The organism is Brevibacterium sp. 2SA (genome assembly GCF_005502845.1).
In the GTDB taxonomy this organism is placed as follows: domain Bacteria; phylum Actinomycetota; class Actinomycetes; order Actinomycetales; family Brevibacteriaceae; genus Brevibacterium.
The window spans coordinates 15790-37018 of record NZ_SCMW01000013.1 but is presented as its reverse complement, the minus strand read 5'-3'; the positions used below and the strand labels follow the sequence as shown (position 1 = coordinate 37018).

The window sequence follows — 21229 nt, the reverse complement described above, 5'->3', positions numbered from 1 at the left end:
CATTCGCATACGGAGGAGAGAGCATGAAGAAGCGGTCAGAGTTCGTCTACGATCTCCGATCCATGGGATTGCTCGGTCATCCGGGTGAGTGGGAACGTGTCAATGCCACGGTGCCGGCTCCGGCGGATCTCAAGATCGAAGTGATCGGGGTCGCCGAAGGAACGCCCATGAATCTCGAGCTCATGTTCGAGAGCGTTTCCGAGGGGATCTACGTGACGGGTACGGTCTCGACCGTGGCCCGCGGCGAGGATGCAAGGACTCTCGACGAGATCGAGCTGCCCATAGATGTCGACATCAACGAGATGTACGTCTATGAGCAGGCCGATGGCGACGAGGACTCCTACGTCATCAATCGCGATCAGCTCGACCTCGAACCCGCGATCAGAGACGCAGTCGTGATGGCTCTGCCCTTCAGTCCTTCCCAGGACGGAAGCGAGGAGTTCTCCTACACCCTCGGTGAGGACATCGAGGAGGACGACAGCGAATCCGATTCGCCGTTCTCGCAGCTGAAGAACTTGTTGGATGAGAAGAAAGAGAGCTAGACGTGGCTGTTCCCAAGCGTAAGATGTCGCGCAGCAACACCCGCCACCGTCGTTCGCAGTGGAAGGCTCAGGCTCCGAACCTGGTCAAGACTGTGGAGAACGGTCGCGTTGTGTACTCGCGCCCCCACCAGGCCAAGGTCGTCGAAGACGCAGCCGGCACTCCGCTGTTCCTTGAGTACAAGGGACGCAAGGTCGCTGACGCCTGACCTGTGGAAACTGACACCACAGCAGAACTGCAGAAGAGTCTCGGGATCGACATCGATCCCGAGACTCTTCGTCTAGCGCTCACCCACCGCTCTTTCGCCTTCGAGGCCGGCGGCATCCCGACGAACGAGCGCCTCGAGTTCCTCGGCGACTCCGTGCTCGGGCTCGTCGCCACCGAGTCGCTCTACTACGACAACCCGGACCTGCCTGAGGGCCAGCTGGCGAAGATGCGCTCCGCCGTCGTCAACACGAGGGCGCTGGCTCAGATCGCCCGCCGCCACGACATCGGCCAGCACATCCTGCTCGGCAAAGGCGAGGAGCTCACGGGAGGTCGGAACAAGGACTCGATCCTCGCCGACACCGTCGAAGCCCTCATCGGCGCCACCTTCGTCTCCTCCGGCCGCGAGGTCGCGTTCGCGTTCGTCCACCGCCTCATCGACGGGATGCTCGCCGACGCCGTCAACCTCGGCGCGGGCATGGACTACAAGACGACGCTCCAGGAGGCCGCCGCCGACCTCGGACTCGGCCCCGTGAGCTACGAGATCACCTCGACCGGCCCCGACCACGCAATGATCTTCACCGCCACCGCCCGCCTCGGCGACAACGGCTGGGGTTCGGGAGACGGATCGTCGAAGAAGTCCGCCGAGGCGGCCGCCGCCGAGGTCGCCGTCAAGGCCATCCGGACGCTCTACCCCGACTACCAGCGCTGACGCGCAGGTCGGACCCGGCACCGTGCCCGAACTCCCCGAGGTCGAAAGCGTCCGCCGCGGCGTCGACGAATGGACCGCGGGTGCCCGGGTCACCGCCGCCGAGGTGGTCGACCCCCGCATCCTCGGGACCACCTCGGCGCGTCGCATCGACGAGGCCACCGCCGCCGCGTTCGCCGAACGCGTGACCGGGGCGTCCATCACCGGGGCAGAGCGACGCGGGAAGTTCATGTGGCTCACCCTCGACGGGGATGCCGGGCTGCTCATCCACCTCGGCATGAGCGGTCAGCTGCGCGTCCACCTCGCCGCCGATGAGACGCACCGGCACACGCGTGCCGTGCTCCGCCTCGAACGCGGTGAGGAACCCTATGACCTGAGGTTCGTCGACCAGCGGATCTTCGGCCATCTCAGCGTGCAGGGCCTCGTCGCCTCCCACGGTCGGCTCGTGCCCGCCTCGGCGATCCACATCGCGCCCGACCCGCTCGAGGACGCCTTCGACGTCGAGGCCACGGTCGATGCGCTCGCGCGCAAGCGCACCCCGATCAAGGCGGCCCTGCTCGACCAGACGCTCGTCAGCGGGATCGGCAACATCTACGCCGACGAAGCGCTCTTCCGGGCCGGAGTCCACCCGCTCGCACTGCCGGCGCGGACCCGGCGCTCCCGCCTGGCCGCCGTCCTCGAATCGGCGACGACCGTCATGGGCGATGCCCTGGCCGTGGGCGGGACGAGCTTCGACTCGCTCTATGTCAACGTCAACGGGGAGTCCGGCCGCTTCGACATTGACGTAGAGCGGGTCGAAGCAAGTCGCAGACACAAAGGTCGCGATTGGCTGTGCCGGGCACCGGTCGGGCGTAGACCACCTATACCGCAGTCTGACCAGGCACGGGGCAAGCAATTCGACGGTCCTACCTGTTCAGTAGCGCACCGCCGTAACTCCGGGTCCCGGATCATGCGAGGTGCTACCCGTGCCTGAACTTCCTGAGGTCGAGGTCGTGCGCCGGGGACTCGACGAACATGTCCGCGGACGGGCGATCGCCTCGGCTGTTGTCCGGCATCCTCGTTCGGCGCGCCGTCATGTGGGTGGCCCGAATGATCTGGCTGCGCGGTTGGTCGGTGCGACGATCACGGGGACCGCCCGCCGCGGCAAGTACCTGTGGCTGATCTTGGACGGCGACGACGCGCTGCTCGCGCACCTGGGGATGAGCGGGCAGATGCTCATCACGTCCCCCGATGCTGCAGTCGGTGCGCACGAGCGCGCGCGGTTCACCTTCACCGACGGCGGCCACGATCTGCGGTTCGATGACCAGCGCACGTTCGGGCATCTGATGTACGACGAGGGCGGAGCAGTGCTCCCGTCGCCGATCGCCCATATCGCGAGGGATCCCTTCGATCCGCTGTTCGACCAGCCGGGGGTAGTTGCGGTGATCAAGAGTAAGCGCACGGGCATAAAGCGCGTACTGCTGGATCAGACGGTGGTGTCAGGCATCGGGAACATCTATGCCGACGAGGCGCTGTGGGCTGCCAAGGTGCACGGGGAGACACCGGCAGCGTCGTTGAGCAGGTCCAGGATCTCGGCGGTAATCGAGGCTGCGCGAGACGTCATGACGGCTGCACTCGCCCAGGGCGGCACCTCGTTCGATTCTCACTATGTCGACGTGGCCGGCAGCAGCGGGTATTTTGCCCGCAGCCTGAACGCCTACGGTCGTGCCGGCCGGCCCTGCAGGCGCTGCGGGACGCCGATCGTGCGGGAGAAGTTGATGAACGGGTCGAGCTATTCTTGCCCGCTCTGCCAGCGGAAACGCTAGTCGAGAGGTCGTCTCTCGAGTTGCAGGCGGACCGCGGTCGCAGTGGGGTTCGGCTCGATCCGCTGTACATAGATATATAGCGAGTCTCATCGCCGTGGATGGTGGACCGCGGTCAGCTCTGCTAGCTCGGCGAGTCCCGAGTGAACAGATCCGGCCCTTCTGAACCGGTCTGTCCTCGTGTCCTGACGTGGTGCTCGCCAATCGACCAAACCGAGATGTCGATGCCAGAACGGCTCCTCTGGCCATCGTCCCTGCCGCCATCCCTGAAGGGGGCAGCATCGTTGCGCCACTGCGCATCGTCGTGCGCCCTGGAACAGCGGTCTGTCGGATTCGCCGGTCGCGGCTCTCTTGTCTATACGTACCGGCAGACCTGGTCCGCGCTGCAGGTCTCGGGCTCGGGGTGCGCCGCGTCGTCCCGGAGGTTGGCGATGGTGTCGCGCAAGGCGGTGAGCTGGGCGATCTGCTGCTCGATGTCGCGCAGGCGCGCGTCGAGCAGGTCTCGGACGTGGGCGCACGGGGCGTGGCCGGCGTCGCGGATGTCCACAATCTGGCGGATCTGGGCGAGCGTGAAGCCGGCAGCCTGGCCGCGGTGGACGAAGTCGACGCGCGCGATTGCGTCCGGCGGGTAGTCGCGGTACCCCGACGACGTCCTGTCGGGCGGGGGGAGCAGCCCCTGCTCTTCGTAGAACCTCAGCGTCTTCGCCGTGGTGCCGGCCGCCTCGGCGAATTCCCCGATCCTCATGGCCTCCTCCATCCGTGTCGCGGCCGCGCTTGACCTTCCCCTGTACTGGAAGGTCCAGTATGGCTGAGACGGAGCAGAAATCCAAGGACTGACAGGAGCAGCGATGCCTACCAAGTACGACCTCGCCATCATCGGATCCGGAGGCGGCGCGTTCGCCGCCGCCATCCGCGCGACCACGCTCGGCAAGTCGGTGGCGATGATCGAGCGCGGGACCTTCGGCGGCACGTGCGTGAACACCGGCTGCGTGCCGTCGAAGGCGCTCATCGCCGCCGCTGATGCCCGGCATGTTGCCGTAGACGCCTCGCAGCGGTTCCCCGGCATCGCCACGGCCGCGGGACCGGTGGACATGCCGACGCTGATTGGCGGGAAGCAGGACCTCGTCGAGGGCTTGCGGGGTGAGAAGTACGTGGACGTCGCCAAGTCGTACGGCTGGCACGTACGGCAGGGCGAAGCCGCGTTCGCCGGCACCCCTGAAGCTCCGGTCCTCGAGGTCAGGTCTGCCGAGGGCGCTGTCGAGACGATCGAGGCCGCCCAGTACCTGGTCGCCACAGGCTCACATCCCTGGGCCCCGCCGATCGACGGGCTGGAGGAGGCCGGGTACCTGACCTCCACGACGGCGATGGAGCTGACCGAGGTCCCCGAGTCGCTGCTGGTGCTCGGCGGCGGATACGTGGCGCTGGAGCAGGCCCAGCTGTTCGCCCGCCTCGGATCGAATGTCACCCTCCTGGTGCGCTCCCGGCTGGCCTCGAAGGAGGAGCCGGAGGTGTCCAAGGCGCTGGCCGAGGTCTTCGCCGACGAGGGCATCCGGGTGGTCCGCCGAGCGGTCCCGACCAGCGTCGCTCGCAGCGCCGACGGGAAGGTCATCGTGGCCGCCGACGTGTCCGGCGGTTCGCAGGAGTTCCGCGCCGACCAGCTCCTGGTCGCGCTCGGCCGCCGGCCCGTGACCGATGCCTTGAACCCTGAGGCGGTGGAGGTCAAGACCGGCGAATCCGGGCAGATCGTGGTCTCCGACCAGCTGCAGTCCTCGAACCCCCGGATCTGGGCCGCCGGCGACGTGACCGGGCACCCCGAATTCGTCTACGTCGCCGCCCACCACGGCACTCTGGTCGCCGAGAACGCCTTCGCCGACGCCGAGAGGTCGGTGGACTATGCCCGGTTGCCGCGTGTGACGTTCACCGGGCCTGCCATCGGCGCGGTCGGCATGACCGAGAAGCAGGTCCTCGACGCAGGCATCCGCTGCGACTGCCGGGTGCTGCCGCTGGAGTACGTGCCCCGCGCGCTGGTGAACCGGGACACCCGCGGGTTCATCAAGATGGTCGCCGACGCGGACACCGGAGAGATCCTCGGCCTCACCGCCGTTGCCAAGGACGCCGGAGAGCTCGCCGCTGCCGGAGTCCACGTGCTCGGCAAGAGCGTCGCGGAGGTCGCCGACGCCTGGGCCCCGTACCTGACCATGGCCGAGGGCATCCGGATCGCCGCCAAGGCCTTCACCGCCGACGTCTCGAAGCTGTCCTGCTGCGCCTGACCCGACCCGGAAGCAGCACCTGCCCGAACTCAGAAATGGAGGAAACCGAAATGTCCGACCTCAGCACGCAACTGCCCGATCGGCTCAACAGGCCCGAGGAGACCGGCCTCGACCCCGGCCTGCTGGTCCCGCTGCTGCGGCTGCTCGTCGACGGCGACCCCGTCACGATCGAGCAGCTCGCCACCGCCGCCGGCCGCACCCCTGAGCAGGCCTGCAACGGACTGGCCGCCGTGCCCGACACTGAGTACGACGACCAGGGCCGCATCGTCGGCCAGGGCCTCACCCTGCGCCCGACCCCGCACCGATTCGCCGTGGCCGATCAGGAGCTCTACACCTGGTGCGCCTTGGACACCCTGGTCTTCCCTGGCCTCCTCGACCGGGCGGCCCGCGTGGAGTCTGTCTCCCCGGCCAGCGGCGAGAGGATCGTCGTCGCCGTCAACGTCGACCCTGCCACCGGCGTCACCCGCGTCGAACCCGCGAGCGCCGTCGTGTCCCTGGTGAACCCGGAGCAGATCACCTCGATCCGCTCCTCGTTCTGCGACCAGGTGCACTACTTTACATCTGCAGACGACGCCGCCGGATGGCTCGCTGAGCACCCAGGGGCTCAAGCGGTGCCGGTGATCGAAGCCCATCGGATCGGCATCGAACTCGCTTCCCACCTGCTCGACCGGCTCCGGGCCGACGCCCAGACTGCCGACCGCTGCCACCGCTGCTGCTAGCCGGGCCCCGAATGAAACGAGAACACCGATGACGACCAGACGCGACGACCGACCCGGCGGCGGCCTGGTGCTCGGGGCAGGGGTCGTGCTCCTCATGGCACTGTGCTGCGGTCTGCCGCTGCTCATCGCCGGCGGCGTGCTCGCCGGCCTCGGCGGGATCCTCGCCAACCCCTGTGTGGTAGGCACCGGCATGGCGCTCGTGGTGCTCGTCGTACTCGCCGCCGCCCACCGCCGGACCCGCAGCGACCGCACCGGCCACGACTGCTGCCCGACCATTGATTCCGATCATGCCACCGACACGAAGGAAGACCAGAACCTATGACCACCCCCCCTCACCCGCCGCGCGGCGCTCTCGTTCGCAGGCCTCATGGTCGCAGGACCGCTGGTCCTGACCGCCTGCGGCAAATCTGACGACGCCGCGCCCACAGCCGATGTCGGCTCGCCCGCGGCCGTGACCAGCATCGACGGCAGGCAGGTCAGCCTGCCCGCCGCGGGGAAGCCCACCGCGGTGTTCTTCTTCTCTGTCGGCTGCGGCGAATGCGTCGGCGGGGTCCGATCCCTCGGCGAGGCCGCCGCCAGCGCGGAAGCGAACGGCACCGGTGCCGGATTCCTCGCCGTCGACATGGATCCGCGCGAAACCAAGGAGACTATCGAAGGCTTCATGAAATACGTCGAGGCTGAACGCGTCCCCGCCGCCATCGACCAGGGCGCAACCCTGTCCCAGCGATTCGACGTCGCCGCGCTATCCACGCTCATCATCGTCGATTCCGACGGCCGGGTGACTTTCCGCGCCACCGACCCCGACGCTGAGACGATCATCGGCGAGCTCGAAAAGGCCGGGGCCTGAGCCATGGGTGGACTCCTTGCCCTCGCCTTCGCTGCCGGAATGATCGCCCCGGTCAACCCCTGCGGTCTTGCACTGCTTCCGGCATGGATCACCCACGCGCTGGGCGACGCCGCATCCTCCCCGGCCCCGGTGCGCCTCCTGCGATCGCTGCGGGCAGGCCTCGCCGTGACAATCGGGTTCGCAGGCACGCTGGCGCTGGCGGGTATCGCTGTGAGTGCCGGAGCGCGGAGCCTGATCCAGGCCGCTCCAGCACTGGGGCTCGCCGTCGGCGTCGTGCTCGTCCTGTTCGGCGCGGCGATGCTGGCCGGTCGCTCGTTCTCGCTCCGGCTGCCCGGCATCCCCAGCCGGGTCACGGCGCGTCCGCCGAGCACCGCACGCATGGTCGTCTTCGGGGTCGGCTACGCCGCGGCGTCGCTGTCGTGCACCTTCGGAGTGTTCCTCGCCGTCGTCGCGCAGGCGCAGGCCACAGCCAGCTTCGCCGGCCTGCTCCTCGTCTTCGCCGTCTACGCCGCGGGATCCGCGAGCGTCCTGCTGCTCGTCGCCGTCACCGCTGCCGCTGCCGGTACGGCGCTCTCGCGACGCATTGCCTCACTGGCACGCTATGGCCCCAGGGTCACCGCCGCCGTGCTCATCCTCACCGGGGCCTACCTGGCCTGGTACTGGTACCCGGCCGTCACCGGTGACGCTTCAGCGTTCGGCCGCACCAATGCCGTCGCCGCGGTCGCAACTTCGGTGTCTGACTGGGTCCAGGGGCACGTCGGCGTCGTGACCGGAGTGTCCGTCGCGGCCGTGTTCGTCGCGCTGCTGCTCGGAACCCTCGCCGGACGCCGTCCTATGTCCATCTGGAAGGCCAATGGAGACTGCTGCGACGCCGAGCAAGCGCACTCTGCCGACGACCGGCCGAGCGCGACGACGGAGTGAGCACGACTCTGCCGGAATCTGAGGACGATTGACTCGACGTCGTAACTACCGCCGAGCGCCAAAACTACAGCGCCAAGATCATCTGGCGGCGAATATGGCGGGGAAGACTTCCGGCCCGTACCGAGAAGGTGAGTGGACGCGACGGACGCCCGCTCATCAGGACAATGATCCGAGTCTCGGTCTTGGACTAGGCGCTCGGCTCGGTCGTGCACGACGTGCACGTCCAGAAGATCGGCAAAGCTGCGCTGCGGCTGACGCGCGAACAGGCGAGGACATCACCCGGATCTTCGCTGACCACCTGCTCGAATGTGATGGCAAACGAAAATGAGGTGTCGAAGCTGGGTCTTCGCAGCAGGGATGTAATGTCCATCCGTCGATGGCAGAGGTTTCCTGGACCGTAGATCGCTTGTGGCCGGCTCTTTCCTCGACTGCGCCCGTTCCTCTCAGGCTGAAGTCCTGAGGCTCCGTTCTCGTAACATAGGCACTGTACGTCACCACGCCCGCCGGCGTGAATCCGCCGGTGAACAGTTCAGACCCCTTCGTCACACCTCCCGTAATTCATTGCTCCTATTGTGTGACGCAGGCTACGGGGTGCACCTTCTGGCTGGCTATGGGATCGCTCGACACCCGTGCGAGCGCTGCGGAACGCAGATAGTACGGAAGAAGATCATGAACCGATCGAGCCACCTCTGCCCGGTTTGCCAGCTGGAACGATAGAGGCCCTGCTTCACGCGATGAGTGTTGCTTCGACGCGCCTTGATCAATGCACGTAGGCCCCAGCATCGATCGAATACGCCCCGCCGGATGCAAGAACTCGGTGAAGTAGAACTGAACCGGACTCCGAAGACCGAGGTCGCACTTTCGTGACGAAACATCTCCTGTGGGTGGCGATGTTCAGCTGTTCCAGTTTCATCACGGCTGGGCATTTCGTACGCGATGATTTTCGCCCGGCCTCGGCGAGGCGAGGTTCAGGCAGACCAGGCCGACACCGGCGACCACGAAGACGTCCGCGATGTTCCCGACGAAGAGGCTCCCGTAGGCGAGGAAGTCCGTGACGTGCCCTTGACCGATCGCGGGCGGGTTACCGAGCCGGTCGACGAGGTTGCCGACCGCACCGCCGAGGACCATGCCCAGGGCAAGGCCCCACCGCAAGCCCCGAAGCCGCGCGGCGAACACGACCACCGCCACCGAAGCGAGGACGCCGACGGCCGTGAAGATCCACGTCGATCCCGCGCCGAGCGAGAACGCGGCCCCGGGGTTGTAGACCAGGGACAGGCCGAACAAGTCGCCGAGCAGCGGGACCCGTTCGCCCGGCGTCAGCCGCGCGGCCGCGAGGGCCTTCGTCCCCTGGTCCAGAGCGAGGCCGAGCGCGCCGACGGCGAGAGCTGCGCCGACCGCCCGCCGGGTGGGAGGAGGCGGGGCCTTCTCGTCCGCGACGCCGGCGTCAGCCGTCTCGACGGCATCCGGCACGTTCACGAGGCGGTCTTCCTCGTCCTGGCGGCGCGGAGCCCGTTGAGGATCACTATCACCTCGGCGATCTCGTGCACCAGCACCACCGCTGCGAGGCCGAGCACGCCGAACAGCGCCAGCGGCAGCAGCGCGGTGATGATCAGCAGGGACAGGATGATGTTCTGGTTGATGATGTGCCTGCCGCGGCGGGCGTGGTCGAACGCGCGCGGGAGGAGTCGCAGGTCGTGGCCGGTGAAGGCGACGTCGGCGGACTCGATCGCGGCGTCGGAGCCGGTCGCGCCCATCGCGATGCCGATGTCCGCGGCGGCCAGGGCGGGGGCGTCGTTGATGCCGTCGCCGATCATCGCGACCGAGCCGTGCCTGCCCAGCTCGCTGATCGCGGCGGCCTTGTCCTCGGGACGCAGCTCGGCGCGGACGTCCTCGATCCCGGCCTGCGCGGCCAGCGCCCGGGCGGTGCGGGCGTTGTCGCCGGTGAGCATCGTCACCCCGACGCCCTGGGCGGCGAGGGTGCGGACCACCTCGGGGACCTCGGGGCGCAGCTCGTCGCGGACCCCGATCGCGGCGACTGGGACGTCGTCGCGGTGCACGATCACGACGGTCATGCCCTGCTCCTCCAAGCCCGCGACCTGGTCCTTGAGCGTCCCGGCGTCCAGCCAGCGGGGGCTGCCGACGGTGACCCGGGCCCCGTCGAGGGTGCCCTCGATGCCGTGCCCGGCCTGCTCGGTCACGTCCAGGGCGGCGGGGGCTCCGGGCGAGGCGGCGGTGATCGCGGCGGCCAGCGGGTGGGTGCTGTGCTGCTCCAGGGACGCCGCCCACGCCAATGCCCGCGCCTCGTCCACTCCGTCGGCGGTGAGGACGGCGGTAACGGCGGGCTCGTTGCGGGTGAGGGTGCCGGTCTTGTCGACGGCGACGTGGCGGATCACGCCGAACCGCTCGAACACGGCACCGGATTTGATGATCACGCCGAATCTGCTCGCCGAGCCGATCGCGGCGACGACGGTCAGCGGGACGGAGATCGCCAGCGCGCACGGCGACGCGGCGACGAGCACCACGAGGGCGCGGGTGATCCACAGCTCCGGGTCGCCCAGCAGCGAGCCGATGACCGCGACGAGAGCGGCGAGGATCAGCACGCCAGGCACGAGCGGCCGGGCGATGCGGTCGGCCAGGCGGGCACGGTCCCCCTTCTCGGCCTGCGCCTGCTCCACCAGCTCCACGATCGTGGTCAGCGAGTTGTCGGTACCCGCCGCGGTCGTCTCGACCTCCAGGGCACCGGCAGTGTTGATCGCCCCGGCCGACACCGCGTCGCCGGGCTCGACCTCCACCGGGATCGACTCCCCGGTGATCGCCGAGGTGTCCAGGCTCGACCGGCCCGTGCGGACGATCCCGTCGGTCGCGATCCGCTCACCCGGACGCACGAGCATCAGCTGACCAACGGCCAGATCCTTCGCGGCGACCTCCACGGACGCGCCATCCCGCCGGATGGTCGCGGTCTCCGGGACCAGCTTGAGCAGCGCCCGCAGCCCGCCGCGGGCGCGGTCCATCGCCTTGTCCTCCAGCGCCTCGGCGATCGAGTACAAGAACGCCAGCGCCGCGGCCTCCTCGACGTAGCCGAGGATGACCGCGCCCACCGCGCTGATCGTCATCAGCAGCCCGATGCCCAGCTTGCCCTTGAACAGCTTGCGGACCGCGCCCGGGGTGAACGTCGACGCACCCAGCAGCAGGCCGATCCAGAACGCCACCAGCGACGGGATCTCCGCCCCCGTCCATTCCAGGACCAGGCCCGTGCCGAAGGCGACGCCGGAGAGCACCGGGACCATGATCCCGCGGTCACGCCACCACGGGCGCTCCCGCTCCTCCTCGGCCTCCTCGCCGACCCGGGTCTCCGGCTCGTCGCACCCGCACGCCGCGCTCACGCGCCCGCTCCAGTCCCGCAGCAGCCCGGCACCGTGCACTCGGCGTCCACGCACGGCGCGTGCTCGTCCACGGCCAGCGTCACGTCCACCAGCGCCGTGAGCGCCGCCGCGAGGTGCGGGTCGGCGATCTCGTAGCGCGTCTGCCGCCCCTCGGGCTCGGCGACCACGATCCCGCAGTCACGAAGACAGGTCAGGTGGTTCGACACGTTCGAGCGCGTCAGCTCCAGCTCGCGCGAGAGCACGGCCGGGTAGCTCGGCCCGTCCAACAGGGTCATCAGGATCCGGGAGCGCGTCGGGTCCGCCATGGCCCGGCCCAGCCGGTTCATGACGTCGAGGCGAGAAGCAATAGTCAGCATGCACTGAACTATACAGCAATGGCTGACCTATTGGCTATTACTGATGGGGCACCGGCGCGGTCCGTGCGAAGGCCCGGAACGCGCACTCGGACCGGCACTGCTCGTCGCTGTCCGGGCAGTCGTCGACGTGGGCCTGCGCCGCGCTCAGTTGTTCCTGGAGTACGGTCAGGATGCTGATCTGCCGTTCGACGGCGGCGATCTGCTCGGCCAGCAGCGGCTGCAGCGCGACCTTGACGCCGGTGCAGGTGCCCGTGTCGGCGAGCTCCAAGAGGCGGCGGATCTCGGGCAGTTCGAGTCCGAGCCGCTTGGCTGAAGCGATGAAGTCGAGCCGCTCGAGGTGGCCCTCGTCGAAGTCCCGGTATCCGTTCGGGCTCCGGCGCGCCGCGAGGAAGCCGAGGCGCTCGTAGTAGCGCAGCGTGCTCGCCGGCACTCCGCTGCGCTCGGCGACCTCGGAGATCTTCATGCTTCGAGCCTATGCTTCGCTAGCTTGACCTTCAACCCGGGTTCAAGGTCTAACGTTTTTCTGTAGGCGGGATTGCCCGCCCTTGCACGTGATGAGGGAGAACAGATGCAGATGAGCGTGGAATGGATGGAGCGGCACCAGGTCGCGCTCTATGTCGCGGGGCTGGCGATCGGGGCCGTCGTCGGGCTGGCCTGGCCCGTGGTCGCCTACCCGGCCGAGCTGGCGATCCACCCAGTGCTCGCGCTGCTGCTCTACGCCACGTTCCTCGGCATCCCGTTCGGCAGAATCGGGCACGCCTTCCGCGACTGGCGCTTCCTCGCCGCGATCCTCGTCGTGAACTTCGTGCTGGTGCCCGCCGTCGTCTGGCTGCTGTCGGGGATCGTGGCCCACGACCAGGTGCTCCTCGTCGGCGTGCTGTTCGTGCTGCTGACCCCGTGCATCGACTATGTGATCGTCTTCGCCGGGCTTGCCGGCGGCGACGAGGAGAAGCTCTTGGCAGCCGCCCCGCTGCTGATGCTCACCCAAATGCTCCTGCTGCCGCTGTACCTATGGCTGTTCGTCGGAGCGGAGTTCGTGGGGTCCGTGGAGTTCGCGCCGTTCGTCGAGGCCTTCGTGCTCATCATCGCCCTGCCCCTCGTGGGCGCGGCGCTGACCCAGCTGTCCGCGGCCAGATCGCGCGCCGCGCGCAGGGTCGAACAGGCGGTCATGGGCGCGATGGTGCCGCTCATGGTCGCCACGCTCGCGGTCGTCGTCGCCTCGCAGATCGCTGGCGTGAGCGCGCGGCTCGGCTCTCTGCTCCTCGCGGTGCCGGTCTACGTCCTCTTCGCCGCCGTGATGGTGCCGGTCGGGATGCTGGCGGGCAGAGTCGCGGGCCTCGACGTGCCGGGCAGACGGGCGATCGTGTTCAGCGGCGCGACCCGGAACTCACTCGTCGTGCTGCCGCTGGTGCTCGCGCTGCCCGCGGCGTTCGACCTCGCGCCCCTCGTGGTCGTCACGCAGACCCTGGTCGAGCTGGTCGTCATGGTGGTTTTCGTGCGACTGATCCCGTGGATCATCCGCGTGGCTCACGATCCTGAGATAGGACCGGCGAAGTCCGTGTCGTAGAAGCCTCGTGCAACGGGGGTGCCGGGATCCCTCAATCAGAGAAGTGCCGAAGGCGGGCCTCGGCTCTCGTCAGGGCGGCCGGCGGGCGTCGCTCAGGTCCCCACTACCACCTGATCGAACAGAAGGCCAAGAGAAGGAGAAGTGGAGGCCGGGACTGCTTCGATGGCGAAGGCGTCCTGTGCGCACGGGTCGCGGATGCCCGATCCTTCCTTCGATCGGGCAGTTGGTAGGTTGACGTCGTGAGGCCGTACTCTGGTGTGGAGGCAGCACACATCATACGCACGTCACTTAGCGGTGAAGTAGCCTCTGACCAGCGAAAACGCCATCGTCTTACTCTCCCAGTTTTTCAATGTATCTATCGTGGGAAGTAGGGCTACTTAAACATTGCATTAAAGCGGGTCGAAGGAGGCCGTTCACTCCAATGTCGCGATTGGCAGTGCCGGTCAGCGGGCCGGCGTCAACGAATCATACCCCGGTCTGACTTGGCACGACAGGCTCTGACCAAGCGCCTCGATAGCCCGACCTGTTCAGTAGCGCACCGCCGTAGCCCTGGGTCCCGGACACTGCGAGGTGCTACCCGTGCCTGAACTTCCTGAGGTCGAGGTCGTGCGCCGTGGACTCGACGATCATGTCCGTGGCCGGACGATCGCCTCGGCCACTATTCTGCATCCGCGTGCGGCCCGCCGTCATGTGCGCGGTACGGAGGATTTGGCCGCACGGATGGTCGGGGCGACGATCACGGGGACTGCCCGCCGCGGTAAGTACCTGTGGCTGATCCTGGACGGCGAGGACGCACTACTGGCTCACCTGGGGATGAGCGGGCAGATGCTCATCACGTCGCCTGATGCTGCCGTCGCTGCGCACGAGCGGGCGCGGATCACCTTCACCGACGGCGGCCACGATCTGCGGTTCGATGACCAGCGCACGTTCGGGCATCTGATGTACGACGAAGGCGGAGCGGTGCTACCCTCGCCGATCGCCCACATCGCGCGGGATCCGTTCGATCCGCTGTTCGACCAGCCGGCAGCAGTTGCGTTGATCAAGGCCAAAAAAACCGGCATCAAGCGCGTGCTGCTGGACCAGACGGTAGTGTCCGGCATCGGGAACATCTACGCCGACGAAGCACTCTGGGCTGCCAAGGTGCACGGGGAGACGGCGGCATCGTCCTTGAGCAAGCCAAGGATCTCAACGCTGATCGATGCTGCGCGCGACGTCATGGCCGCCGCGCTAAACCAAGGCGGAACCTCGTTCGATTCCCTCTATGTCGACGTGGCCGGCAGCAGCGGTTATTTTGCCCGCAGCCTGAATGCCTACGGTCGTACCGGCCAGCCTTGCACGCGCTGCGGGACGCCGATCGTGCGGGAACAATTCATGAACCGCTCGAGCCACTCGTGTCCGATCTGCCAGCGAAAATCGACAACGACCCTAGCGTGATGAGGAGTTTGCCTGAGGAGGCCAGGTCACGGACGTTGAGCAGACAGATGTGGAGAAAGTGCTCAGGGCTCCCGCGGACGACACAAGCTGTCCGTTCAGGGCACGAGCGAGAGCAGCACTCCTCCAGCAGCGCCGACGATCACGACGACCCACGGCGGCAGCTTCCACGCGATCAGGAGCACGAAGCAGACCAGCGCGAGAGCGAACGGGCCGGGGCCGGTGATCGCGGTGGAGAACACCGGGGAGTACAGGGCTGCGGCGAGGATACCGACGACCGCGGCGTTGGCTCCGCGCATCACGGCCTGGGCCCAGGGGCGCTGGCGCAGCGAGTTCCAGAACGGCAGCACGCCGACCAGGAGCAGGAATCCGGGCAGGAAGACGGCGACAAGGGCGATCGCCGCTCCGAGGACTCCGCCGGGCCCAGTGGTCGATGCCGTGCCCAGGAACGCGGCGAAGGTGAACAGCGGCCCGGGCACCGCCTGCGCAGCACCGTAGCCGGCCAGGAACTGCTGGTCGCCCACCCACCCGGTCTCGACGACTCCGGACTGGAGCAGCGGCAGGACGACATGCCCGCCGCCGAAGACCAGGGAGCCCGCGCGGTAAAAGGCGTCGAAGAGCGCTAGACCTCCTGAGCCCGTCGCGATCACTGCCACTGGCAGGCCGAGCAGCAGGATCCCGAACAGGACCAGGCTCGCTGCGCCGACGCCGCGCCGGACGGGGAAGTGCAGCGCCCCGCCGGTCGCCATGCTCGCAGCACGGCAGAAGAAGTACCCGGCGACCGCGCCGAGCGCGATCGCGATGACCTGCCCTGACGATCCGGCCAGCAGCAGGGCCGCGGCCGCGGCGACGGCTGCGATCGACGCGCGCTGCCTGTCGGGAGCCAGGCTCTTCGCCATCCCCAGGACCGCCTGGGCGACGATGGCGACCGCGACTATCTTCAGCCCGATGAGCAGTCCCTCGGCGACGGGGCCGGTGAACAGCGACGCCCCGTAGGCGAACGCGACCATCAGCGCCGCCGATGGCAACGTAAAGGCGAGGAACGCCGCCAGCGCGCCGAGGGCCCCGGCGCGGTGCATGCCGATCGCGAACCCGACCTGGCTCGACGCGGGGCCCGGCAGGAACTGGCAGAGCGCGACGAGGTCGGCGTACTCCCTGTCGTCCAGCCACTTCCGGCGCTCGACGGCCTCGGTGCGGAAGTAGCCCAGGTGCGCGATCGGTCCGCCGAAGGAGGTGACGCCGAGCCTGAGGAAGACGCGGAACACCTCCCAGGCGGAGCCTCCCACGGCTCTCGTCGGTGCGGACACGGCATCAGTCATGTTCGGGTTCCTCTCGGGTGAAGATCTGGACGCGCTCCCGCGCTTGGGCGAGCCCTTCGCGTCCCTTGTCGGTGACGGAGTAGTACTTGCGCACCGTGCGTCCGTCGCGCTCGGAGCGCATGGTCAGATATCCGTCGGCGACCATCCGGCGCAGCATCGGGTATAGCGTCCCGGGCGAAAGCCGGTAGCCATGGCCTGCGAGCTCCTCGATCATCCACGCCCCGTAGATCTCCTCCTGCGCTGCGTGGTGCAGGACGTGCATGCGCACGAGCCCGGACAATAGGTCGTGGTGCTCGAACTCCGTCGAAGCGTCGTCGTTGGACTCCATGTCAGCAACGTGCATCGATATCGACTACAGATAGTGAGTCAAGGACTCGGAGTCGCCTGTCTCGATGATTCAACGAACAGCTGAAGTGTCACGAGACGGCGGGGGCTTCTGCTCCGGTGCGAGAAAGTTCGATCCCCAGCAGCGCGAGCGAACGCCTTTCGTTCTTGCAGAGGTTCGCTCAGTCTTCAGATGCGAGCTCCGTGGCGAGCTCGCGGACCTTCCCGAAGATCTCATCACGGATCAGGCGCATCCGATCCTCGCCCTCGATGCCCCGCGTCGACGGCTCGTCGATCACCCAGGTCTCGAGGACCCCGGCCATTCCCGGCACGGGCTCGACCACGGCTTCCTCGCCGACGACGACGACGCGGTCCACGGAAAGCAGGAGGCCCGGGTCGATCGGCTTCGGGTGCTCGCCGTCCATGCTCGCCCCGACCTCGGAGACGGACGCGGCGGACATGGCGTTGAGCTCGGACCCCGGGGCCGTGCCCGCGGAGTGGACTTGGACGGCGTCGCCGGCGAGCTTGCGCATGAGCGCGGCGGCCATCTGGGACTTCCCGCCGTTCTTCTTGCAGACGAACAGCACCGAAGGCTGGCGCTCGTCCTGCTGCTGCGGGGCGGCCGGGGGGAGCAGTTCCTCGATGAGCGCTTCGATGCGCGAGCGGATCTCGTCGCGGATGGGCCGGACCGCCTCGATGCCCTGCCCTGCCGGGTCCTCGAGCTTCCAGTCCTCGTAGCGCTTGCCGGGGAAGAACGGGCAGGCGTCGCCGCAGCCCATGGTGATCACGACGTCGGAGTCCTGCACGGCCTCGGTCGTGAGGACCTTGGGCTGCTCGGCGGTGATGTCGATGCCCTCTTCGCGCATGGCCTCGACCGCGATCGGGTTGATCTGGTCGGCGGGCATCGATCCTGCGGAGCGGACCTCGATGCGGTGGCCGGCGAGGTCGCGGAGGTAGCCGGCGGCCATCTGGGAGCGTCCGGCGTTGTGGACGCAGACGAACAGGACGGAGGGCTTCTGGTCGGTCATGAGGTTCCTTCGGTTTCAGTCGGTGAGGAGCGTGTCGAGCAGCTTGCGGACACGGGATTCGATGTCGTCGCGGATGGCCGCGATGCCCTCGGGCGAGGCGAGGGCCGGGTCTCCCACGGCCCAGTCCTCGTAGCGGACTCCGGGGATGACCGGGCACACATCGCCGCATCCCATGGTCACGACCACGTCGGCGGCGCGCACGGCGTCGTCGGTGAGCGGCTTCGGGAAGCGCTGAGATGCGTCGTCTCCCTCTATCTCCGCGAGCAGGGACCTGACGTGCGGGTGCACGTCCGCGGCCGGGGTAGATCCGGCCGAGCGGGCGATCACCCGTCCGCCGGAGAGCCGGCTGACCAGGGCGGCGGCGAGCTGGGAGCGGCCGGCGTTCGCGACGCAGACGAACAGCAACTGGGGTGCGGCGCTCTCGCGGTCGCGGGTGAGGTCGGCCAGGCGCTGCCTCGCGAACCGTTCGGTCAGCGGCACGATGTAGCGGGTGATCTTCGCGCTGCGGGCCAGTGCGGCGTAGGACTCCCGCACGATGCCAGTTACGGTCTCGGGCGGCAGGGCCGGGGTCGCGGCCGCGAGGTCCGCGGCGAGATGGGCGATCTGCGCGTCCGTGTCCGCAGGGTCCTCGTCAGGCAGTGCCTCGGGCGCTGCCTCGGCGATGGCCGCCGGCGCGAAGGCGTCCAGCAGTGCGGTCACCGCCGAACGGCGTGCCGGGTTGATGCGGTACCAGACCCAGGTGCCGCGGCGTTCGGCGTCCAACAGGCCCACGTTCTTGAGGACCTTCAGGTGGTGGGAGACCGTGGGCTGGGAGACCTCGGCGAGCTCGGCGAGGTCGCACACGCAGGACTCTCCGCGCGGGTCTGCCGCGATCGCCGAGAGCATCCGCAGCCGGAAGGGGTCGCCCAGCGCCTTCAACGCGCTCGCGACCGTGGCCGCGACCTCAGTGCTGATCGCGTGCGACGCTGTCGGCGCGCACGGCTCGGGCAGCAGGATGTCCTCGCTCATCATGTCCTCGATTCAGTGATGGTTTCAGCGGCGTACGGGTCTGTGCGGAACCATGCGCGGGCGGCCCAGAGCGAGACGTAGACGAGCCCCACCAGGACAGGGACCTCGATGAGGGGCCCGACGACGCCTGCCAGCGCCTGGCCGGACGCCGCCCCGAAGGTGCCGATCGCGACGGCGATCGCGAGCTCGAAGTTGTTGCCCGCCGCGGTGAAGGCCAGGGTCGTCGACCGCGCGTAGCCGAGGCCGATGCCCTTGCCGAGCAGGAGCCCGGCGAACCACATCAGGCCGAAGTACACCAGCAGCGGCAGCGCGATCCGTGCGACGTCCAGCGGCTTGCCCAGCACCGCGTCTCCCTGCAGGGCGAACAGCAGCACGATGGTGAAAAGCAGGCCGTAGAGGGCCCAGGGACCGACCTTCGGGATGAACTTCTCCTCGTACCAATCCCGTCCGCGCCGCTTCTCGCCGATCCATCGCGAGGCGAAGCCCGCGACGAGCGGCACGCCGAGGAACACCAGCACGTTCAGCGTGATCTGCCAGACCGAGACCTCCAGCCCCTGAGCATCCAGGCCCAGCCAGCCGGGCAGCACCGTCAGGTAGAACCAGCCGAGCACGGAGAACATCACGACCTGGAACACCGAGTTGATCGCCACGAGCACCGCGGTCGCCTCGCGGTCGCCGCAGGCGAGGTCGTTCCAGATCACGACCATGGCGATGCAGCGCGCGAGGCCCACGACGATGAGGCCGGTGCGGTACTCGGGCAGGTCTGGCAGGAAGATCCACGCGAGGGCGAACATCACGGCGGGGCCGACCAGCCAGTTCAGCACAAGCGAGGAGGCCAGCAGCTTCTTGTCGCCGGTGACGGCGGCGACCTTGTCGTAGCGGACCTTCGCGAGCACCGGGTACATCATCACCAGCAGCCCGAGCCCGATCGGGACCGAGATCCCGCCGACCTCCAGATGGCTCAGCAGGTCTGACAGTGCAGGGAGGAATCGGCCTAGAAGGAGTCCCGCGACCATGGCGAGGCCGATCCACAGCGGCAGCCACTTGTCGAGCGTGGAGAGCCGTTTCGGCGCGATGCGGGCAGTAGCAGTGGATGCGGCGGTCATGCGAGCAGCTCCTCGAGCTTCGCGGCGATGGCAGGCTTCGGATGCGCGCCGATCAGCACATCGACCCGTTCTCCGCCCTTGTAGAAGGCGAGGGTCGGGATGGATGTCACCCCGGCTGCTGTCACGGTCTCCGGGTTCTGGTCGGCGTCCACCTTGACGATTCGGGCACGACCGTCGTACTCCTCGGCGAGCTGGTCCAGAATCGGAGCGATCGCCTTGCACGGCCCGCACCAGGTGGCCCAGATGTCGACGATGACAGGTAGTTCCGACTCAGTCACCTCGGCTTGGAAAGTGGAGTCGGTGACGTGGGCAATGGTGCTCATGCGGAGACCTCCAGGACGGGCTCCGCGTGGGTAGCAGGAGCAAGATTCGACAGGTAGTGCTGGGCGTCCTGCGCGGCGGCGCAGCCGGTGCCGGCGGCGGTGATCGCCTGCCGGTACGTGTGATCCACCAGATCGCCGGCCGCGAAGACGCCCGGCAGGCTAGTCCGCGTCGACGGGTGGGCCACCTGTACATAGCCGTCGGAATCGATGCCGACCTGACCGGCCACGAGTTCGGAGCGCGGATCGTGCCCGATCGCGACGAATACCCCGGTGACGTCGAGAGCGCGCTCGGCCCCGCTGGTGGTGTCGCGCAGCCGCAACCCGGTCACTCGCTCGTCGCCGAGGATCTCGGCGACCTCGCTGTTCCATGCCACCTCGACCTTCGGGTGCTCCATGAGGCGCTGGGCCATGATCTTCGACGCCCGGAACTCGTCACGCCGGTGGACCACGGTCACCTTCGAAGCGAACCGGGTGAGGAACAAGGCCTCCTCCATCGCGGAGTCTCCGCCACCGACCACAGCGATCTGCTGATCTCGGAAGAAGAAGCCGTCGCAGGTGGCGCACCAGGAAACGCCGTGCCCGGACAAACGATCCTCCTCGGGGAGGCCGAGCTTCCGGTAGGCCGAGCCCATCGTCAGGATCACCGCGCGGGCTCGATACGTCACGCCATTCCCGGTCTCGACCATCTTCACGCCGTCGTCGAGGCTGAGGCGGATCGCAACGTCATAGACGATCTCGGCACCGAAGCGCTCGGCCTGCGCACGCATCGCCTCCATCAGCTCCGGTCCCTGGACGCCGTCCACGAAGCCGGGGAAGTTCTCCACCTCGGTCGTCGTCATCAGCGCGCCGCCGGCCGTGACCGAACCGGCGATCAACACTGGGCCGAGGCCTGCTCGCGCCGCGTAGACCGCGGCAGTGTATCCGGCAGGGCCCGATCCGACGATGACCAACTCAGTATCTTGATTCGACATGTTTCTATATTGAAGGATGTCGAATCAATGGGTCAAGCTGGCACATGAGGGTTCACTCGATGTTCACCTTGGATGTCGCCGCACCACGCACCCGCCAGGGTTGGAGCGGCCGCATGGCGGCGTGCATTGGATGCGCCTACGCCCTCAAATCCGGATGACGCACCGCGTTCCTGCACCAGGTGGCCGCATGGCGCAGCCCACGCACAGATCGGACCTTTCCCTTGAACTCAGTGGAGCGAGGGGAGTGGGCCAATGTCCGGACCGCGCCGCCTCTGACGCGGGAGCGGACGACGTCCATCGCCAAGGTCTTCACGGACCACTAGCTCGAACAGGACGCCAAAAGAAGAAGCAAGGGTGACCGGGAGTGCGTCATAGGTGACGCAGTGCCCATCCTCGATGGC

The 21229-nt window shown here is 68.0% G+C and carries 25 protein-coding genes and 1 pseudogene; 13 read left to right on the top strand and 13 right to left on the bottom strand.

Annotated elements, in window-relative coordinates:
- Nucleotides 1–23: 23 nt before the first annotated feature.
- From FFS20_RS07190 to mutM (FFS20_RS07170), 5 genes are read left to right on the top strand one after another with little or no spacing between them, the layout of a single operon-like run.
- Entirely contained in the window at nt 24–542 is a 519-nt protein-coding gene (locus FFS20_RS07190) for a YceD family protein (RefSeq protein ID WP_009378265.1), read from the top strand.
- Nucleotides 543–544: 2 nt separating this feature from the next.
- The gene (rpmF, locus tag FFS20_RS07185) at nt 545–748 is read left to right on the top strand and encodes a 50S ribosomal protein L32 (protein WP_063249041.1); all 204 of its coding nucleotides are present in this window, start codon (nt 545–547) and stop codon (nt 746–748) included.
- A 3-nt stretch (nt 749–751) separates the two neighbouring features.
- Nucleotides 752–1456 (top strand): ribonuclease III, encoded by a 705-nt coding sequence (gene rnc, locus FFS20_RS07180; protein ID WP_101624821.1) that lies wholly within the window; start codon nt 752–754, stop codon nt 1454–1456.
- Between the two features lie 22 nt (nt 1457–1478).
- Nucleotides 1479–2426: a bifunctional DNA-formamidopyrimidine glycosylase/DNA-(apurinic or apyrimidinic site) lyase gene (gene mutM, locus FFS20_RS07175; RefSeq protein WP_101624822.1), complete on the top strand. Its 948-nt coding sequence runs from the start codon at nt 1479–1481 to the stop codon at nt 2424–2426.
- A complete protein-coding gene (mutM, locus tag FFS20_RS07170) occupies nt 2419–3258 on the top strand; it encodes a bifunctional DNA-formamidopyrimidine glycosylase/DNA-(apurinic or apyrimidinic site) lyase (protein WP_040341752.1) in 840 nt (279 codons plus the stop codon). Before mutM (FFS20_RS07175) ends, mutM (FFS20_RS07170) begins: the two co-directional genes overlap by 8 nt.
- Nucleotides 3259–3610: 352 nt before the next feature.
- On the opposite strand, the gene FFS20_RS07165 is transcribed toward mutM (FFS20_RS07170), so the two are convergent.
- Nucleotides 3611–4000, bottom strand: coding sequence for a heavy metal-responsive transcriptional regulator (locus FFS20_RS07165; RefSeq protein WP_137825210.1), 390 nt, complete (start codon nt 3998–4000; stop codon nt 3611–3613).
- Nucleotides 4001–4103: 103 nt separating this feature from the next.
- Here FFS20_RS07165 and merA point away from each other — a divergent pair, with 103 nt between their 5' ends.
- The 6 genes from merA to FFS20_RS18515 all read left to right on the top strand — a co-directional run bounded on the left by merA (nt 4104) and on the right by FFS20_RS18515 (nt 8729).
- Nucleotides 4104–5525 carry a mercury(II) reductase gene (merA, locus tag FFS20_RS07160; RefSeq protein WP_009378282.1) on the top strand — a complete coding sequence of 474 codons (1422 nt, stop codon included), beginning with the start codon at nt 4104–4106 and terminating at the stop codon, nt 5523–5525.
- Nucleotides 5526–5575: 50 nt separating this feature from the next.
- Complete coding sequence (merB, locus tag FFS20_RS07155) at nt 5576–6244, top strand: organomercurial lyase MerB (RefSeq protein ID WP_009378283.1); 669 nt, start codon at nt 5576–5578, stop codon at nt 6242–6244.
- Between the two features lie 28 nt (nt 6245–6272).
- Nucleotides 6273–6566 (top strand): hypothetical protein, encoded by a 294-nt coding sequence (locus FFS20_RS07150; protein WP_009378284.1) that lies wholly within the window; start codon nt 6273–6275, stop codon nt 6564–6566.
- Nucleotides 6567–6611: 45 nt separating this feature from the next.
- Nucleotides 6612–7091: a redoxin family protein gene (locus tag FFS20_RS07145; protein WP_009378285.1), complete on the top strand. Its 480-nt coding sequence runs from the start codon at nt 6612–6614 to the stop codon at nt 7089–7091.
- 3 nt (nt 7092–7094) lie between these two features.
- Complete coding sequence (locus tag FFS20_RS07140) at nt 7095–8012, top strand: cytochrome c biogenesis protein CcdA (protein WP_009378292.1); 918 nt, start codon at nt 7095–7097, stop codon at nt 8010–8012.
- 408 nt (nt 8013–8420) lie between these two features.
- Nucleotides 8421–8729 carry a zinc finger domain-containing protein gene (locus FFS20_RS18515; RefSeq protein WP_311199573.1) on the top strand — a complete coding sequence of 103 codons (309 nt, stop codon included), beginning with the start codon at nt 8421–8423 and terminating at the stop codon, nt 8727–8729.
- Nucleotides 8730–8924: 195 nt separating this feature from the next.
- Here FFS20_RS18515 and lspA read toward each other — a convergent pair whose 3' ends face one another.
- From lspA to FFS20_RS07115, 4 genes are read right to left on the bottom strand one after another with little or no spacing between them, the layout of a single operon-like run.
- On the bottom strand, nt 8925–9488 hold the full coding sequence (gene lspA / locus FFS20_RS07130) for a signal peptidase II (RefSeq protein WP_009378298.1): 564 nt from the start codon (nt 9486–9488) through the stop codon (nt 8925–8927).
- On the bottom strand, nt 9485–11395 hold the full coding sequence (locus tag FFS20_RS07125) for a cation-translocating P-type ATPase (RefSeq protein WP_171007022.1): 1911 nt from the start codon (nt 11393–11395) through the stop codon (nt 9485–9487). The genes lspA and FFS20_RS07125 overlap by 4 nt, the downstream gene beginning before the upstream one ends.
- The gene (locus FFS20_RS07120) at nt 11392–11751 is read right to left on the bottom strand and encodes a metalloregulator ArsR/SmtB family transcription factor (RefSeq protein ID WP_007633539.1); all 360 of its coding nucleotides are present in this window, start codon (nt 11749–11751) and stop codon (nt 11392–11394) included. The genes FFS20_RS07125 and FFS20_RS07120 overlap by 4 nt, the downstream gene beginning before the upstream one ends.
- A gap of 37 nt (nt 11752–11788) precedes the next feature.
- Nucleotides 11789–12214 carry a MerR family transcriptional regulator gene (locus FFS20_RS07115; RefSeq protein ID WP_009378303.1) on the bottom strand — a complete coding sequence of 142 codons (426 nt, stop codon included), beginning with the start codon at nt 12212–12214 and terminating at the stop codon, nt 11789–11791.
- A gap of 105 nt (nt 12215–12319) precedes the next feature.
- Between FFS20_RS07115 and FFS20_RS07110 the strand changes: the two genes are divergently transcribed.
- Together FFS20_RS07110 and mutM (FFS20_RS07105) are read left to right on the top strand one after the other, a co-directional pair.
- Nucleotides 12320–13318: a bile acid:sodium symporter gene (locus FFS20_RS07110; protein ID WP_009378305.1), complete on the top strand. Its 999-nt coding sequence runs from the start codon at nt 12320–12322 to the stop codon at nt 13316–13318.
- Nucleotides 13319–13897: 579 nt separating this feature from the next.
- Nucleotides 13898–14752 (top strand): bifunctional DNA-formamidopyrimidine glycosylase/DNA-(apurinic or apyrimidinic site) lyase, encoded by an 855-nt coding sequence (gene mutM, locus FFS20_RS07105; protein ID WP_040341758.1) that lies wholly within the window; start codon nt 13898–13900, stop codon nt 14750–14752.
- Nucleotides 14753–14847: 95 nt separating this feature from the next.
- Here mutM (FFS20_RS07105) and chrA read toward each other — a convergent pair whose 3' ends face one another.
- The 8 genes and pseudogenes from chrA to trxB all read right to left on the bottom strand — a co-directional run bounded on the left by chrA (nt 14848) and on the right by trxB (nt 20828).
- Complete coding sequence (gene chrA, locus FFS20_RS07100) at nt 14848–16068, bottom strand: chromate efflux transporter (RefSeq protein ID WP_009378308.1); 1221 nt, start codon at nt 16066–16068, stop codon at nt 14848–14850.
- Nucleotides 16061–16411, bottom strand: a complete 351-nt coding sequence (locus FFS20_RS07095; RefSeq protein WP_009378310.1) for a PadR family transcriptional regulator — start codon at nt 16409–16411, stop codon at nt 16061–16063. Before FFS20_RS07095 ends, chrA begins: the two co-directional genes overlap by 8 nt.
- A gap of 163 nt (nt 16412–16574) precedes the next feature.
- Nucleotides 16575–16979: a low molecular weight phosphatase family protein gene (locus FFS20_RS18280; RefSeq protein WP_223289987.1), complete on the bottom strand. Its 405-nt coding sequence runs from the start codon at nt 16977–16979 to the stop codon at nt 16575–16577.
- A gap of 42 nt (nt 16980–17021) precedes the next feature.
- Nucleotides 17022–17420: pseudogene (locus FFS20_RS18275) on the bottom strand (arsenate reductase ArsC); the annotation flags it as partial.
- Between the two features lie 15 nt (nt 17421–17435).
- Entirely contained in the window at nt 17436–18428 is a 993-nt protein-coding gene (locus FFS20_RS07085) for a metalloregulator ArsR/SmtB family transcription factor (protein ID WP_137825209.1), read from the bottom strand.
- Entirely contained in the window at nt 18428–19534 is a 1107-nt protein-coding gene (gene arsB, locus FFS20_RS07080) for an ACR3 family arsenite efflux transporter (RefSeq protein WP_137825208.1), read from the bottom strand. The genes FFS20_RS07085 and arsB overlap by 1 nt, the downstream gene beginning before the upstream one ends.
- Nucleotides 19531–19857, bottom strand: a complete 327-nt coding sequence (trxA, locus tag FFS20_RS07075) for a thioredoxin (RefSeq protein WP_063249033.1) — start codon at nt 19855–19857, stop codon at nt 19531–19533. Before trxA ends, arsB begins: the two co-directional genes overlap by 4 nt.
- The gene (trxB, locus tag FFS20_RS07070; RefSeq protein WP_137825207.1) at nt 19854–20828 is read right to left on the bottom strand and encodes a thioredoxin-disulfide reductase; all 975 of its coding nucleotides are present in this window, start codon (nt 20826–20828) and stop codon (nt 19854–19856) included. Before trxB ends, trxA begins: the two co-directional genes overlap by 4 nt.
- Nucleotides 20829–21229 lie beyond the last annotated feature (401 nt).

Bases quoted from the DNA above. Each gene is read 5' to 3' on its own strand.
- FFS20_RS07190 (WP_009378265.1), top strand. From the start codon at position 24: ATGAAGAAGCGGTCAGAGTTCGTCTACGATCTCCGATCCATGGGATTG.
- FFS20_RS07165 (WP_137825210.1), bottom strand. From the start codon at position 4,000: ATGAGGATCGGGGAATTCGCCGAGGCGGCCGGCACCACGGCGAAGACG.
- merA (WP_009378282.1), top strand. From the start codon at position 4,104: ATGCCTACCAAGTACGACCTCGCCATCATCGGATCCGGAGGCGGCGCG.
- merB (WP_009378283.1), top strand. From the start codon at position 5,576: ATGTCCGACCTCAGCACGCAACTGCCCGATCGGCTCAACAGGCCCGAG.
- FFS20_RS07150 (WP_009378284.1), top strand. From the start codon at position 6,273: ATGACGACCAGACGCGACGACCGACCCGGCGGCGGCCTGGTGCTCGGG.
- FFS20_RS07145 (WP_009378285.1), top strand. From the start codon at position 6,612: ATGGTCGCAGGACCGCTGGTCCTGACCGCCTGCGGCAAATCTGACGAC.
- FFS20_RS07140 (WP_009378292.1), top strand. From the start codon at position 7,095: ATGGGTGGACTCCTTGCCCTCGCCTTCGCTGCCGGAATGATCGCCCCG.
- FFS20_RS07120 (WP_007633539.1), bottom strand. From the start codon at position 11,751: ATGCTGACTATTGCTTCTCGCCTCGACGTCATGAACCGGCTGGGCCGG.
- FFS20_RS07115 (WP_009378303.1), bottom strand. From the start codon at position 12,214: ATGAAGATCTCCGAGGTCGCCGAGCGCAGCGGAGTGCCGGCGAGCACG.
- FFS20_RS07110 (WP_009378305.1), top strand. From the start codon at position 12,320: ATGCAGATGAGCGTGGAATGGATGGAGCGGCACCAGGTCGCGCTCTAT.
- chrA (WP_009378308.1), bottom strand. From the start codon at position 16,068: ATGACTGATGCCGTGTCCGCACCGACGAGAGCCGTGGGAGGCTCCGCC.
- FFS20_RS07095 (WP_009378310.1), bottom strand. From the start codon at position 16,411: ATGCACGTTGCTGACATGGAGTCCAACGACGACGCTTCGACGGAGTTC.
- FFS20_RS07085 (WP_137825209.1), bottom strand. From the start codon at position 18,428: ATGAGCGAGGACATCCTGCTGCCCGAGCCGTGCGCGCCGACAGCGTCG.
- arsB (WP_137825208.1), bottom strand. From the start codon at position 19,534: ATGACCGCCGCATCCACTGCTACTGCCCGCATCGCGCCGAAACGGCTC.
- trxA (WP_063249033.1), bottom strand. From the start codon at position 19,857: ATGAGCACCATTGCCCACGTCACCGACTCCACTTTCCAAGCCGAGGTG.
- trxB (WP_137825207.1), bottom strand. From the start codon at position 20,828: ATGTCGAATCAAGATACTGAGTTGGTCATCGTCGGATCGGGCCCTGCC.